Source organism: Algiphilus sp. (genome assembly GCF_023145115.1).
Classification (GTDB): domain Bacteria; phylum Pseudomonadota; class Gammaproteobacteria; order Nevskiales; family Nevskiaceae; genus Algiphilus.
On record NZ_JAGLEJ010000014.1, the window covers coordinates 92,304 to 106,526 of the forward strand.

At 68.7% G+C, this 14,223-nt stretch carries 12 protein-coding genes and 1 pseudogene; all 13 read left to right on the forward strand.

Features of this window, described 5'->3' with window-relative positions; all coding sequences use genetic code 11:
• Positions 1-64 precede the first annotated feature (64 nt).
• The 13 genes and pseudogenes from KAH28_RS04865 to KAH28_RS04925 all read left to right on the forward strand — a co-directional run bounded on the left by KAH28_RS04865 (position 65) and on the right by KAH28_RS04925 (position 14,221).
• Positions 65-2,572: an efflux RND transporter permease subunit gene (locus KAH28_RS04865; protein ID WP_290574765.1), complete on the forward strand. Its 2,508-nt coding sequence runs from the start codon at positions 65-67 to the stop codon at positions 2,570-2,572.
• A complete protein-coding gene (locus KAH28_RS04870; protein WP_290574766.1) occupies positions 2,569-3,375 on the forward strand; it encodes an outer membrane lipoprotein-sorting protein in 807 nt (268 codons plus the stop codon). The genes KAH28_RS04865 and KAH28_RS04870 overlap by 4 nt, the downstream gene beginning before the upstream one ends.
• A 20-nt stretch (positions 3,376-3,395) precedes the next feature.
• Entirely contained in the window at positions 3,396-4,910 is a 1,515-nt protein-coding gene (locus KAH28_RS04875; protein WP_290574768.1) for a DUF1302 family protein, read from the forward strand.
• Between the two features lie 88 nt (positions 4,911-4,998).
• On the forward strand, positions 4,999-6,030 hold the full coding sequence (locus KAH28_RS04880) for an NAD-dependent epimerase/dehydratase family protein (protein WP_290574769.1): 1,032 nt from the start codon (positions 4,999-5,001) through the stop codon (positions 6,028-6,030).
• 13 nt (positions 6,031-6,043) lie between these two features.
• Positions 6,044-6,454: pseudogene (locus KAH28_RS04885) on the forward strand (nuclear transport factor 2 family protein); the annotation flags it as partial.
• Positions 6,455-6,930: 476 nt separating this feature from the next.
• Positions 6,931-7,818 carry a VOC family protein gene (locus tag KAH28_RS04890; RefSeq protein ID WP_290574771.1) on the forward strand — a complete coding sequence of 296 codons (888 nt, stop codon included), beginning with the start codon at positions 6,931-6,933 and terminating at the stop codon, positions 7,816-7,818.
• A gap of 15 nt (positions 7,819-7,833) precedes the next feature.
• Entirely contained in the window at positions 7,834-8,709 is an 876-nt protein-coding gene (locus KAH28_RS04895) for a CoA-transferase (RefSeq protein WP_366918130.1), read from the forward strand.
• Positions 8,710-8,751: 42 nt separating this feature from the next.
• On the forward strand, positions 8,752-9,549 hold the full coding sequence (locus KAH28_RS04900) for a ketoacid CoA transferase (protein ID WP_290574774.1): 798 nt from the start codon (positions 8,752-8,754) through the stop codon (positions 9,547-9,549).
• A complete protein-coding gene (locus KAH28_RS04905; RefSeq protein ID WP_290574775.1) occupies positions 9,546-9,995 on the forward strand; it encodes an OB-fold domain-containing protein in 450 nt (149 codons plus the stop codon). Before KAH28_RS04900 ends, KAH28_RS04905 begins: the two co-directional genes overlap by 4 nt.
• A complete protein-coding gene (locus tag KAH28_RS04910; protein ID WP_290574776.1) occupies positions 9,992-11,173 on the forward strand; it encodes a lipid-transfer protein in 1,182 nt (393 codons plus the stop codon). Before KAH28_RS04905 ends, KAH28_RS04910 begins: the two co-directional genes overlap by 4 nt.
• On the forward strand, positions 11,173-12,276 hold the full coding sequence (locus KAH28_RS04915; RefSeq protein WP_290574777.1) for a nitronate monooxygenase: 1,104 nt from the start codon (positions 11,173-11,175) through the stop codon (positions 12,274-12,276). The genes KAH28_RS04910 and KAH28_RS04915 overlap by 1 nt, the downstream gene beginning before the upstream one ends.
• Positions 12,273-13,058 (forward strand): enoyl-CoA hydratase family protein, encoded by a 786-nt coding sequence (locus KAH28_RS04920; protein WP_290574779.1) that lies wholly within the window; start codon positions 12,273-12,275, stop codon positions 13,056-13,058. Before KAH28_RS04915 ends, KAH28_RS04920 begins: the two co-directional genes overlap by 4 nt.
• Complete coding sequence (locus KAH28_RS04925) at positions 13,055-14,221, forward strand: acyl-CoA dehydrogenase family protein (RefSeq protein ID WP_290574780.1); 1,167 nt, start codon at positions 13,055-13,057, stop codon at positions 14,219-14,221. Before KAH28_RS04920 ends, KAH28_RS04925 begins: the two co-directional genes overlap by 4 nt.
• Positions 14,222-14,223 lie beyond the last annotated feature (2 nt).

The window sequence follows — 14,223 nt, forward strand, 5'->3', positions numbered from 1 at the left end:
TGGCAGCGCAAGCGGCGTGCGCGGGTGTCTCGGGTGTGGAGAACGGGCGCGCGGTGAGCCGCGCATGAGCGACCGTGCATCGCGAGGCTTCGACCGCGTGCGGGCGCGCATCGAGGACGGTTTCGCGCGCTGGGGCGCGTTCTGTCATGACCATCCGTGGTGGATCATCGCCACCATCGTGCTGGCGCTGGTGTACTTCTCGACCTGGTTCCAGACCATGCAGGTCGATACCTCCAACGAGAGCTACCTGCGCAAGAGCGACCCCGCGCGCGTCACCTACGACGCCTTCCAGCGCGAGTTCGGCAAGGACGAGCGCATCGTCGTGCTGGTCGAGAGCGATGGCGATATCGTGAACGATGCCTTCCTGCGCCGGCTGCGCGAATGGCACGAATTCCTCGAATCGGTGCCGCAGGTCGACAAGGTCGACAGCCTGATCAACGCGCGCCTGACCATCGGCCGCGACGACGAGCTCATCGTCAAGGATCTGCTCGAGGACTGGCCGCAGAGCGATGCCGGCTTCGACGCGCTGCGCGAGCGCATCCGGAGCAATCCGCTCTACCGCAATCACTACGTCAGCCCGGACCTGCAGCGCACGATCCTGATCGTGACGCCGGACACCTATACCGCGAGCTATTCCGGTGCCGGCGCGGACGACGACCCTGACGCCTTCGACTTCGAGTCCGGATTCGGCGGCGCGGACGCCCTCATGGCGAAGGGCGGGGGCGATGACGCCGCGGAGGATGCCGCCGCCGACGAGGCGCGCTTCATCACCGATGAAGAGATCTACGCGATGATCGACACCATCCGGGCGGCGAAGAGCGACTTCGCCCGGCCGGGCTTCGACATCGGCATCGCCGGTTCGCCCTTCATGATGCACCAGCTCACCTTCATCCTCGGGCGGGACATGTTCCTGTTCTCGGGCGTGGGCATCGTGCTGATCTCGGTGCTGCTGTTCGCGGTGTTCCGGCGCTGGGTGATGGTGGTTCTGCCGATCAGCGTGTCCGCGCTGGCGGTGTACTTCACCTTCGCGCTGATGTGCTTTTTCGGCATGGTCATCACCACGGCCGTGCAGATCCTGCCCTCGCTGCTGCTGGCGGTCGGCGTGGGCAATGCGGTGCACGTGTTCACGGTCTACTTCCAGGCCGTCGATCGCGGCAACGACAAGCGCGAGGCACTGCGCTACGCGCTGGGGCACTCCGGTCTGGCGGTCATGATGACGGGACTGACCACGGCCGGCGGCCTGGCGTCCTTCGTCACCGCCAACCTCAAGCCCATCGGCGACATCGGGATCATCGCGCCCATGGGCATCATCTGCGCGCTGCTGTTCTCGCTGGCGCTGCTGCCGGCGCTGATCGCGGTGACCCCGTTCCGCAACCGCGGCCTGCACGATGACAGCGGGGGGCTTTTCCAGCGCTTCCTGATGTGGTGCGCGGAGGTATCCACCAGCCATCCGCTGCGCGTGGTCGGCATCTGGTTCGCGCTGCTCGCGGTGTGCCTGGTCATCGCCGCCCAGATCCGGCCGAGCCACTTCCCGCTGGAATGGTTCCCGGCCGACAGCGAGGTACGGAGCACCACCGAGGTCATCGACCGCCACTTCGGCGGCGCGACCTTCTCCGAGATCATCATCGACACCGGCGTCGAGAACGGCCTGCACGACCCCGAGCTGCTGCACGCCGTCGACAGCGCCGTGGCCTTCATGGACGAGCTCGAGGTGCACGGCGTGCAGTCCGGCAAGTCGACCTCGCTGCTCCAGATCAACAAGGAGCTGCACCAGGCGCTCAACGGCAACGATCCGGCCTACTACGAGATTCCGGACAGTCGCGAGCTGATTGCCCAGGAGCTGCTGCTGTTCGAGAATTCGGGCAGCGACGATCTCGAGGACATCGTCGACACCGAGTTCAGCAAGATGCGCATCACCGCCAAGATGCCCTTCGTCGATGGCGTGCTGTACCCGGACTATCTGACCGAGCTGAAGGCGGGCTTCGAGGAACGCATCGGCGACCGCGCCGACATCACCTTCACCGGCGTCATCATGATCCTCGCCGGCAGCGTCAAGTCGCTCATCGGCGACACCATCCGCGCCTACCTCATGGCCTTCGCCATCGTCGCGCCGCTGATGATGCTGCTGGTGGGCTCGGTGCGCACCGGCCTCATCAGCATGATCCCCAATCTCGCGCCCATCATCGTCACGCTGGCGCTGATGCCGCTGCTGGGGATTCCGCTGGATGCCTTCACCCTGCTGGTGGGCTCCATCGCGCTGGGCCTGGCGGTGGACGACACCATCCACTTCATGCACAACTTCCACCGCTACTACGCCCAGCTCGGCGACGAGCGGCAGGCCGTGCGCGAGACGCTGCGCACCACCGGCAAGGCGCTGATGATCACGTCGCTGGTGCTGTCCGGCGCCTTCTTCGTGAACCTGCTCGGCACCATGCACAACCTGCGCGACTTCGGCCTGCTCACCGGCTTCTGCATCCTCGTCGCCTTCCTCGCCGACGCCCTGCTGGCGCCGGCGCTGATGACCCTGCTGGCGCGGCGCAAGCAACGACAACTCCTGGAGGCAACCGCATGACCCGCATCTCCCTATCCCTGACCCTGGCCGCCTTGCTCGCCGTTCCCGTGGCGGGTGCCGCCGAGCTGTCGGCGCGCGACATCATGCAGAAGGTCTACGACCGCGAGGACGGCGACAACGCGGTCATGGACATGAACATGCTGCTGATCGATGGCGACGGCGACACGCGCGAACGGCAGATTCGCTCCTTCCGGCGCGACGCGCCGGACAATCCCGAGGACTCGCAGAGCATCATGTTCTTCCTCGGCCCGGCGAACGTCGAGGACACCGGCTTCCTCACCTTCGACTACGACGCCGGCGACCGGGACGACGACCAGTGGCTGTACCTGCCGGCACTGAACAAGGTCAAGCGCATCGCCTCGTCCGACAAAAGCGGCAGCTTCATGGGCTCGGATTTCACCTACGCCGACATGAGCACGCCGGATATCGACGACTACGACTACGAGCTCATGAAGGAGACCGAGGTCAATGGCCATCCGGTGTGGCAGATCCTCGCCACGCCCAGAAGCGAGGAGGAGGTCGAGCGCACCGGCTACACCAGGTCGGTGATGTTCGTCCGACAGGACAACTTCGTGACGATCCGCTCGGTCAACTGGCTGGAGAAGGGCGACCGCATGAAGTTCATGGAGGTCAAGGAACTGGAGCGCATCGACGGCATCTGGACGCCGACCGAAATGGTCATGACCACCAAGAAGGGCAAGCAGACCGAGCATGCCAGCGTCATCACCTGGAAGAACATCCGGTACAACCAGTCGCTGGACGATGACCTGTTCTCGCAGCGGCGCCTGAGCCAGGGGCTCTGATCCTGCCGGAAGGACAGCCGATGCGCGCGATGGCCCGCACGGCGCTGGCGGCGGCGATCCTCGGCGCTGCGGCCGGCGCCGGTGCGCAGGACGACATGGACGATCTCCTCGGCGGCTTCGAGGACATGGACGACTACACCGGTGCGGCCGATGCCGCGGGCCAGGGCGGCTTCGACGACCGGCCCTGGGACCTCGGCGGCAGCCTGTCGGCCGAGGGCAGCTACAACCTGCGCGACCACGCCTCGACCACCGGGACCGATTACGACGGACTGTCCCGGTTGCGCCTGCGGGGGACGCTCGGACTCGACGTCGACCTCGGCGAACGGTGGCGCGGCGAGGTTGCGGCCACCGGCTGGCAGGACCTGGCCTACGCGTATCGCGATGCCGACTACACCGACGCGGTGCGCGACGCCTACGAGAAGGAGCTCGAGGTGCTCGATGCCTGGATCGCCGGCGAGCTGGGCGGTGCCACCGATCTCAAGATCGGCCGTCAGATCACGGTCTGGGGCTTTGCGGACAACCTGCGCGTGCTCGACGTGCTGAACCCGCTGGACAACCTCGAGCCGGGGCGTGCCGACATCGAGGACCTGCGCCGCCCCACCGGCATGGTGCGCCTGGATCACTACGCCGGCCCGTGGCGTGCCACGCTGGTGGTCACGCCCGAGCACCGCTTCTCGCGCAATCCGCCCTTCGGCAGCGACTTCTACCCGGTAACTGACGGGGACGGCAACGCCGTGCGCTACCGCGAGATCCGCCCCGACGATTTCGAGGATCCGGACTACGCGGCGGCGCTGCTGGGGCGGTTCTCCGGCTGGGACCTGAGCCTCAATGTCGCGCGCTTCTGGATGGATGAGCCGTTTCTCGATGCCAGCGCCTTCGAGCGCAGTCCCGGGGCCAGCCAGGACGACTTCGAGAATGCTGCCGTGCTGCGCCACAGCCGCGTCACGCTGGCCGGCTTCGGCGTGCAGGTGACCCGCGGGGGATGGCTCTTCAAGCACGAGGCCGCGCTCGTCGACGGCGTCGATGTGACGCGCACCACGCCGCTCGAGCAGCCGCTGCCGCTGATCAACGCCATTCCCATCGTCGGTGCACTGGTGCCCGATGCCGACGGCCGGGCGCTGCCCGAGGACACGCGGGCGGTGCGTCGCTACGACGCGCTCCTGGGCGTCGAGTACTTCGGCCTGCCGGATACCACCTTCGCCGTCGAGATCGCCGGGCGCCATCTCGACGATTTCGATGATGACCTCGCGCTCTCGGGCTATCGGGAGCTCCGCGGCGAGACCGCGCTCCGTGCCACCCGCGACTTCCTCAATCAGCGCCTCCGCGTGATCCTGATCAGCGTCCTGTTCAACGACGACGGGCGCTTCTGGGAGGCTACCGGCGGTGCCGTCCACCGCATCAATGCCGAGTACGACCTCGGCGGCGGGCTGGAGGTGGTGGGCGGCGTGCTGATCTATGAGGGCGGCGATCAGCGGCCCTTCAACGTCAGCGCCGACAACGACCGGCTCTTCGGCGAGATCAAGTGGTCGTTCTGATCGGGTGTGCGCATCTGATGCATCAGGGTGAAGTCGGTGGGTGCGCGCTCGGCTAGGGTCGGCGTTTCAGCTATCAATCGGGGATGACATGAAGACGGCGATCACCGGGGGCTGCGGTTACGTGGGGCTGAATCTGGTCCGGACACTGCTCGACGCCGGACACGAGGTCCTGGCGCTGGACCGCGTGCAGTCGCCGCATCTCGACAGCCGCGCGCAGTGGCAGGAGCAGGACATCTTCGACGCGCCCAGCCTGCAGACGGCGCTCGAAGGCGTCGACGTGGTCTTCCATCTGGTGGCCAAGATCTCGCTGGCGCAGGAGGACGCGGCGACCTGGCATGTCAATGTCGAAGGCGCGAAGGCGGTGGCCGAAGCTGCGCTGATGGCCGGCGTGCGCCGCATGGTCCACGTCAGTTCGATCGCCTCCTTCGACATGTACCAGAGCCGCGGCAGGACCATGAACGAATCGATGCCGCGCTCGGTCGATCCCGGGCTCCACGTCTACGCGCGCTCCAAGTATGCCGGCGAGTGTGAGGTGATGAAGGTCGCCGCGCGCGGCCTCGAAGTGGTGGTGTGCTATCCCACCGGCGTCTTCGGGCCGCAGGACTTCGGTTCCCCGATGCCGCACCTGAACGGCAACATGGTCGATTCGGCGCGCGGCCGGTTGCCGGTGATGGTGGAGGGGGGCTTCGACCTCGTCGACGTGCGCGATGTGGTCCAGGGGCTGCTGCTGGCGGCCGAGCACGGCCGCAACGGCGAGAACTACCTGCTGGGCGGCGAGTTCGTCTCGATGATCGATGCCTGTCGCCGGGCCGCGCAGCTGGTCGGCGAGCGCGGACCGCGCTTCATGCTGCCGATGAAGGTGCTCAAGGGCATCGCGGCGGTGGTCGGGCCGCTGGCCCGGCTGTTCGGCCGGGAGGCCGGCTCGTTCTCGGAGGTTGCGCTTGCCACCATCGAGACCTCCGGTCCCATCGATCATTCCAAGGCCGCCCGCGAGCTCGGCTACCAGCCCCGGCCCACCGACGAGACGCTGCGCGATCTGCTGGACTTCTGCATCGAGCGCGGCATTCTCCAGGCGGGGGACAAGGGGCGGCTCGACGATGGCGCGGGCCGCCGGGCATGAGCCGCAGCCGGGCATGAATGGCCCGGAAGCGGACGATCGCGCTGCGCTGCAGCGCCTTGCCATTGCGTATGCCAACGCCATCGATGCCCGGGAGTGGGATCGGCTGGACGCGGTGTTCCAGCCCGATGCCTGGATCGACTACACCGCTGCCGGCGGCATTGCGGGGTGCTATCCGGAGGTCAGGGCATGGCTGCCCGAGTCGCTGGGCCTGTTCGGCGGCTTCATGCACTTCGTCGGCAACTTCAGCTACTGCATCGACGGGGATACGGCCACCGGGCAGGTCGCCTGCCTCAACCCCATGGTGCTGCCGGACCTGATCCCGGGTCTGAAGCGGACCATGGTGATCGGCGTCTGGTACGAGGACGAATACCGACGCACCGAGCACGGCTGGCGCATCACGCGACGGTGCGAGCGCAAGAGCTTCACGCTGAATGAGCCGTTGTGGATGAAGGTGGGGACCTGGGTGTATCGGCGGCGGAACGTGAGGGCGCGGGATCGGGTTCTGGCGGATGCGCGGGGGGATGTGCGGCGGGGGTGACGGGGTGGGGTGTTCCGGATCGGGTGGGGCACCTTTGCTCAATGGCGGGCGGGCTTGGGCGCCGAGTGGCCGTCCGTGGCGCGACAGCCGAGCTTCAACCACCCCCGGCTCGGACATCCATGTCCGAGCGCTCACCGCGCTGCGAGGTGCCACTGGCACCTCGGTCGCAGCTCGCCCGCGGTCACTAAGCTCGGCCATCCGGGCCTCGCTAAGTGACCCTGCCGCGGCCATCCGTGGCCACGGCGGTGAGTCCAGCTGCGAAGTGCCACTGGCACTTCGGTCTGGACTCACCCCAATAGACGAAGCTGGTGGGGGGTGGGGTTTTTGATAATGGCGGCGCACTTCAAGGGGCAGAGACCGCCATGCCGCAAGTTTCCCAGCTCGCCTATGTCGTGGCCGAATCCACCGACATCCCGCGCTGGCGCGCGTACGCCGAGCAGGTGCTCGGCATGCAGGCGCTGGACGACGGCGACGGGCTCGCGCTGAAGATGGACGAGCGCGATTTCCGCATCAGCGTGGTTGCCGGGGACGAGGATCGCTATTTCGCCTCCGGGTGGGAAGTCGCCGATGCGGCCGCCTTCGAGGAGACCATCGCGGTCATCGAGGCAGCCGGCCAGCCGGTCGAGCGCGGGGACGCGGCGCTGAAGCAGGCGCGGCGCGTCAGCGACATCGCGACCTTCCGCGACCCGGCCGGCAACCGCCACGAACTCGGCCACGGCTACACCGGCGGCAGCGAAGCCTTCGTGTCGCCGATCGGGGTTCCGGCCTTCAAGACCGGCAAGTACGGCATGGGGCACACGGTGCTGCCGGCGCTGCCCTTCGACGAGACGCGCGCCTTCTTCGTGGAACGGCTGGGCTTCGGTGTCTCGGACGAGTTCAACTTCCAGCCGCCGGACGGCTCTCCGGGCATGCGCATTCACTTCCTGCACTGCATCAACGGCCGTCACCACAGCCTCGCGCTGGCCGAGATGCCGAATCCGGCGGGCTGCGTCCACATCATGGTGGAGGTCGAGTCGATGACCGAGGTCGGCAGGGCGCACGACCGCATGCAGGCGTTCGACGTCAAGCTTATGGCGACCCTGGGGCAGCACACCAACGACAAGATGACGTCGTTCTACATGATGACGCCGTCGAATTTCGCGCTGGAGTTCGGCTGGGGCGGGGAGATCGTCGATCCGAGTCGCCACGAGACCACCCACACCGAGAGCGTGAGCATCTGGGGCCACGACTTCTCGGTCGGCTTCCAGTAAGGGGAGAGCATGGCGCTGGACAAGAACATGGCGGCGGCCGAGGTCATCGGCCGTCTGGAAAGCGGCATGACGCTGGGCATCGGCGGCTGGGGGCCGCGGCGCAAGCCGATGGCGCTGGTGCGCGAGCTGCTGCGCTCGGACGTGCGCGATCTCACCGTGGTGGCCTACGGCGGCCCGGAGGTCGGCATGCTGTGCGCCGCGGGCAAGGTGAAGCGTCTGGTCTATCCCTTCGTGACCATGGACGCCATCCCGCTCGAGCCGTACTTCCGCAAGGCGCGCCAGAGCGGCGAGCTGTCGATCATGGAGCTGGACGAGGGCATGTTCGAGTGGGGCCTGCGCGCCGCCGGCATGCGCATGTCCTTCCTGCCCACCAGGGTCGGGCTCGCCACCGACGTGATGAAGCGCAATCCGGAGCTGAAGACGGTTGCCTCGCCCTACGACGACGGCGAGGTCTACGTCGCCATGCCGGCGCTGAAGCTCGATGCCTGCCTGCTGCACGTCAATGTCGCGGACCGGCTGGGCAATACGCTGATGCGCGGGCGCGACCTGTTCTTCGATCACCTGTTCGCGCGTGCCGCCGATGCCACCTACGTGAGCTGCGAGCAGCTCGAGGACCATCTGGCACTGGATGCGGATGCCGCCGTCGAGAACCGCTTCGAGCGCTACCTCGTCAGCGGCGTGGTGCACGCGCCGTGCGGTGCGCATCCCACCTACATGGGGCCGGACTACGGATGGGACATGGCCCATCTCAAGGCCTACAACGCCTCGGCCGCCGAGGCCGATGGCTGGACCGGCTACTTCGATCACTACGTCGCGCCCGGCGAGGCCGCCTATCTCGACGCCGTCGGCGGCGAGGCCCACGTGCGCGGCCTGCCGCTGCCGGTGTTTTGACGATGCCCGCCGACGCCACCCCCTTTACCGCGGAGAAGCAGCATGTCTGAATCGCCGACCCTCGCGGAACTGATGATCGTCGCCGCCAGCGAAGCCTGGCGCGACAACGGCGAGATCTTCGCCTCCGGCATAGGCCCGATCCCGCGCCTGGGCGCGAGCCTCGCCAAGCTCACGCACTCGCCCGAGCTTCTGATGACCGATAGCGAGGCGCATCTGGTCGCCGAGCCGGTGCCCATCGGCCCGCGCGGCGACTACCAGCCGCGCTACGAGGGCTACATGCCCTTCGAGCGGGTGTTCGAGTGCGTCTGGTTCGGCGCGCGCCACGCCATGATCGGGCCGACGCAGATCGATCGCTGGGCGCAGACCAATCTTTCGGTGGTCGGTGGCACTTACGAGCAGCCCAAGGCCGCCATCCTGGGTGTGCGCGGGTTGCCCGGCAACAGCATCAACCATCGCAACTCCTTCTTCGTGCCGCAGCACAACACGCGCGTGTTCGTCGAGGGCGAGGTCGACATGGTCAGCGGCGTCGGCTTCAGGCCGGAGCGCTGGGAGCCCGGAATGAAGCGCGACTTCGCGACGCTGGGCATCATCGTGACCAATCTCTGCGTGATGGATTTCGACGGCCCCGACCATGCCGCGCGGGTGCGCTCGCTGCACCCGGGCGTGAGCTTCGAGGAGGTCCAGGCGGCCACCGGCTTTCCGCTGCTGGCGGCCGAGGACATGACCGAGACGCCGCTGCCCACCGCCGAGCAGCTCGCGGTCATCGCGCGCATGGATCCGCACGGCCTGCGCGCCCGCCAGATCAAGGACAATCCGCCGGCGATCCGGGAGGCGGCATGACCGAAACCGCCCCGCGTCACGCCCTCGACGGCTATCTCACCGAGGTGGATGGGGTGCCGCACCTGCTGGGCAGCCGCTGCACCGGCTGCGGCACCTACTACTTTCCGCGCCTCGACAGCTTCTGCCGGCATCCGGACTGCGACAGCGAGACCTTCGAGGATCTGCCGCTGTCGCGGACCGGCCGCCTGTGGTCCTACACCAATGCGGCCTATCAGCCGCCGCCGCCGTACGTGCCGGTATCGGATCCCTACGAGCCCTTCGCCATCGCGGCGGTCGAGCTCGACGGCGAGCGCATGGTCGTGCTCGGCCAGTGCGCTGCCGGCACCGGGCTCGCCGATCTCGAAGTGGGCATGGCCATGGAGCTGGTCGTCGAGGCGCTGTACACCGACGACGACGGCGACGCGCTGATCTGGAAGTGGCGCCCGGTCGCCGGAGGTGCGGCATGAGCGGCTCGGTCGCGATACTCGGCGCCGGCATGCACCCCTGGGGCAAGTGGGGGCACAACTTCGTGCGCTACGGCGTGCACGCCGCGCGCGCGGCGCTGGCCGAGGCCGGCGTGCCGTGGCGCGATGTCGGCTTCGTCTCGGGCGCGGCCACCGTGCGCTGCGGCTATCCCGGCTACGTTGCCGGCGCCACCTTCGCGCAGGCGCTGGGCTGGCAGGGCGCGCAGGTCAACACCTCCTACGCCGCCTGTGCCTCCGGTGCCCAGGCGCTGGCCGCGGCGCGCGCCAAGATCCTGGCCGGCGAGTGCGAGGTCGCACTGGTGGTGGGGGCCGACACCACGCCCAAGGGCTTCCTCAAGCCCAACGCCGGCGAGCGCCCCGACGATCCGGACTGGGTGCGCTTCCGCGTGGGTATCACCAACCCGACCTACTTCGCGCTGTACGCGCGCCGGCGCATGGCCATGTACGGCGATACCGTCGAGGATTTCGCCGCGGTCAAGGTCAAGAACGCCGCGCACGGTGCCGACAACGCCAACGCGCGCTACCGCAAGCGCTTCTCGGCGCAGGATGTCGCCGACTCGCCGGTGGTGGCCGATCCGCTGCGCCTGATGGATGTCTGCGCCACTTCCGACGGCGGGGCCGCGCTGGTGGTCTGCAGCGAGGCCTACGCCAGGCGCCTCGGGCGCGCCGATGCGCCGCGCGTGGCGGGGATCTCGACCGCCACGCCGACCTTCGCGTCCAGCACGGTCGAGATGCCGGATCTGGCGACCGACTCGGCGGTGGCCGCCGAGCCGCACAGCTTCCGCGCCACGCTGGCGAAACCCGCCTTCGAGCAGGCCGGCATCGGGCCCGGGGATGTCAACGTCGCCGAGGTCTACGATCTGTCCACCGCGCTCGAGCTCGACTGGATGGAGGATCTCGGGCTGTGCGCGCGCGGCGAGGCGGCGCAGTGGCTGCGCCGCGGCGACACCGCCGTCGGTGGCCGGCTCCCGGTCAACCCCTCCGGCGGGCTGGCGTGCTTCGGCGAGGCCGTGCCGGCGCAGGCCATCGCGCAGGTCTGCGAGCTGCACTGGCAGCTCTCGGGCCGGGCGGGCAGTCGCCAGGTCGACGGCGCGCGCGTCGGCATCACCGCCAATCAGGGCCTCTTCGGTCACGGGTCCTGCGTCATCGTGCAGCGCTGATGCCGGAGATCCGCACGCCGCTGACGGAGATGCTGGGCTGCCGCCATCCCGTGGTGCAGACCGCGATGGGATGGGTGGCCGACGCGAAGCTGGTCGCCGCCACAACCAATGCCGGCGGCTTCGGCTTCCTGGCAGCCGCGACCATGTCGACACCGGAGCTGGACGCCGCGCTGGCCGATCTGCGCGACAGCTGCAGCGGACCCTTCGGCGTCAACTTCCACATGTTCCAGCCCAACGCGCAGGACGTCATCGAGCGCGTGCTGGCCAATGCCGACCGCGTGCGCGCGGTGAGCTACGGACGCGGGCCCGACGCCGCGACCATCCGTCGCTTCAAGGACGCCGGCGTGCTGTGCATGCCCACGGTGGGCGCGCTCAAGCACGCCGTGAAGGCGGTCGAGCTGGGCGCGGACATCATCACCGTGCAGGGCGGCGAGGGCGGCGGGCATACCGGATCGACGCCCACCACGCTGCTGCTTCCGCAGGTGCTGAAGGCAGTGGACGTGCCGGTGGTCGCCGCCGGCGGCTTCCACGACGGTCGCGGTCTGGCGGCCGCGCTGGCCTGGGGCGCGGCCGGCATCGCCATGGGCACGCGCTTCCTGATGACCGCCGAATCGCCGGTGCCGCGCAGCACGCTCGCGCGCTACCAGCAAGTCCGCGATGCGGCGAGGATCCGCGCGTCGACCGCGGTCGACGGCATGCCGCAGCGCATGATCGACAACCCCTATCTCGAGCGGCTCGAGCGCGGCGGCAGCCTGCGTCGCCTATTCGTGGCGCTGGGTTCGGCCTGGCGCTGGAAGCAGCGCACCGGCATGAGCATTGCGCACATGCTGCGCACCTTCGTGGCGGCGATGCGCTCGGGCGATTCCATCACCCAGACCCTGTCGGCCGCGAACGCGCCGGTGCTGATCCAGCGCGCGATGGTCGAGGGGCATCCGGACGAGGGCGTGCTGCCCAGCGGACAGGTGGCCTCGGTGCTCGACGACCTGCCGCCGGTGGCCAGCCTCATCGACACCATCATGGCCGATGCCGTCGCTCGCCTCGAGGCGCTGCCGCGGCCGACGGACGGCGCGGCCGACACCAGCAAGCAGGGAGACGCGGCATGAGCACACCGTTTCGCATCGAATGCAGCGACGGCATCGGCGAGCTGGTCCTCGCCAAGCCGCCGGTCAACGCTCTCGACAGCGACGGCTGGCACGCGCTGGCCGATGCCATTCACGCCCTCGGCGCGCGCGCCGACATCGCCGTCATCGTCATTCGCGCCGAGGGCAAGGGCTTCTGCGCCGGCGTCGACATCAAGGAGCTGGATGCGCATCCCGAGCGCATCGTCGACGTCAACGCCGGCAACTACCGCACCTTCGAGGCGATCCATCGCAACCCGCTGCCGGTGATCGTGGCGCTGCACGGCTTCGTGCTTGGCGGCGGCATCGGCATCGCCGGAGCCGCCGACGTGCTGGTCGCCGCCGAGAGCGCCAGCTTCGGCGTGCCCGAGGTCGATCGCGGCGCGATGGGCGGCGGCGCCCACCTCCAGCGCCTGTTCCCGGTGCAGAAGGTGCGCGCGATGTACTTCACCGGCGATCCCATCGATGCCGCCGAGGCGCACCGCCTGGGCGCCGTCGAGGCGGTGGTGCCGGATGCCGAGCTGCGCGATCGTGCCATGGCGCTGGCCGCCCGGATCGCCGGCAAGAGCGCGGCCATGCTGCGGCTGGCCAAGGAATCGCTCAACGGCATCGAGGACGGCAACCTCGAGGACAAGTACCGCTGGGAGCAGGGTTTCACGCTCCAGGCCTACATGAGCCCGGACTCCGCCGAGACGCGGCGGGCCTTTGTCGAAAAACGCGACGCGCGGTTCGACGCGCGCGATCACAACACCCCCGAGACCCCATGAGACTGGAATACACCCGGAGCCAGCACAGCTTCCGCGAGGAAGTGCGCGCCTGGCTCGCCGAACACGTACCGAAGGAGCCGCTGCCGAGCCTCGACACCGAGGAAGGGTTCGCGGCGCACCGCGAGTGGGAGCGCACGCTGCATGCCGGCGGCTGGTCCGCGGTGACCTGGCCGACCGCCTTCGGCGGCCGCGACCTCGGCCTCATCGACTGGCTGATCTTCGAGGAAGAGTACTGGGGCTCGGGCGCGCCGCTGCGCGTCAACCAGAACGGCATCTTCCTGCTGGCGCCGACCCTGATGGAGTACGGCACCGAGGAGCAGAAGGCGCGCTTCCTGCCGCGCATGGCATCGGGCGAGGACATCTGGGCGCAGGGGTGGTCCGAGCCCGGCGCCGGTTCCGACATGGCGGCCATCCGCTGCCGGGCCGAGCGTGACGGCGACCACTACGTCATCAACGGCCAGAAGACCTGGTCGACGCGTGCGGTCTATGCCGACTGGCTGTTCGGGCTGTTCCGCAGCGACGCCAGGGCGCAGCGCCACCAGGGCATGAGCTTCGTGCTGCTGCCGCTGGACCTGCCGGGCATCAGCATCCGGCCGATCCGCCAGCTCAACGGGCAGCCCGGCTTTGCCGAGATCTTCTTCGACAACGTGCGCGTGCCGGTGGAGAACCGGCTCGGCGACGAGGGCGCCGGCTGGCGCATCGCCATGGCCACGGCCGGTTTCGAGCGTGGCCTCATGCTGCGCTCGCCGGGTCGCTTCCAGCAGACCGCCAAGGCGCTGGTGGCGCTGTATCGCGCCAACCAGGCACGCGCCGACCGCGATCCCGGCATCCGCGATGCGGTGCTGCGCGGCTACGTCGCCGCCGAGGCCTATGCGCTGGCCACTTATCGCACGGCCTCGCGCATCGCCAAGGGCGGGAGCATCGGCATCGAGGCCAGCACCAACAAGATCTTCTGGTCCGAGCTCGATCTGATGCTGCACGACACAGCCATGAAGATCCTCGGCGCGCGCGCCGAGCTGCTGCCGCACGCGCCCGAGGCGGCCGGCATCGGCCACTGGCTGGACGGATTCCTGTTCGCCCAGGCCGGCCCCATCTACGCCGGCACCAACGAGATCCAGCGCAACATCATCGCCGAGCGCATGCTCGGCCTGCCCCGAGCCTGACC

Excerpts from the sequence above, each read along its gene's own strand:
- KAH28_RS04865 (WP_290574765.1), top strand. The coding sequence starts at position 65 with ATGAGCGACCGTGCATCGCGAGGCTTCGACCGCGTGCGGGCGCGCATC.
- KAH28_RS04870 (WP_290574766.1), top strand. The coding sequence starts at position 2,569 with ATGACCCGCATCTCCCTATCCCTGACCCTGGCCGCCTTGCTCGCCGTT.
- KAH28_RS04875 (WP_290574768.1), top strand. The coding sequence starts at position 3,396 with ATGCGCGCGATGGCCCGCACGGCGCTGGCGGCGGCGATCCTCGGCGCT.
- KAH28_RS04880 (WP_290574769.1), top strand. The coding sequence starts at position 4,999 with ATGAAGACGGCGATCACCGGGGGCTGCGGTTACGTGGGGCTGAATCTG.
- KAH28_RS04890 (WP_290574771.1), top strand. The coding sequence starts at position 6,931 with ATGCCGCAAGTTTCCCAGCTCGCCTATGTCGTGGCCGAATCCACCGAC.
- KAH28_RS04900 (WP_290574774.1), top strand. The coding sequence starts at position 8,752 with ATGTCTGAATCGCCGACCCTCGCGGAACTGATGATCGTCGCCGCCAGC.
- KAH28_RS04905 (WP_290574775.1), top strand. The coding sequence starts at position 9,546 with ATGACCGAAACCGCCCCGCGTCACGCCCTCGACGGCTATCTCACCGAG.
- KAH28_RS04910 (WP_290574776.1), top strand. The coding sequence starts at position 9,992 with ATGAGCGGCTCGGTCGCGATACTCGGCGCCGGCATGCACCCCTGGGGC.
- KAH28_RS04915 (WP_290574777.1), top strand. The coding sequence starts at position 11,173 with ATGCCGGAGATCCGCACGCCGCTGACGGAGATGCTGGGCTGCCGCCAT.
- KAH28_RS04920 (WP_290574779.1), top strand. The coding sequence starts at position 12,273 with ATGAGCACACCGTTTCGCATCGAATGCAGCGACGGCATCGGCGAGCTG.
- KAH28_RS04925 (WP_290574780.1), top strand. The coding sequence starts at position 13,055 with ATGAGACTGGAATACACCCGGAGCCAGCACAGCTTCCGCGAGGAAGTG.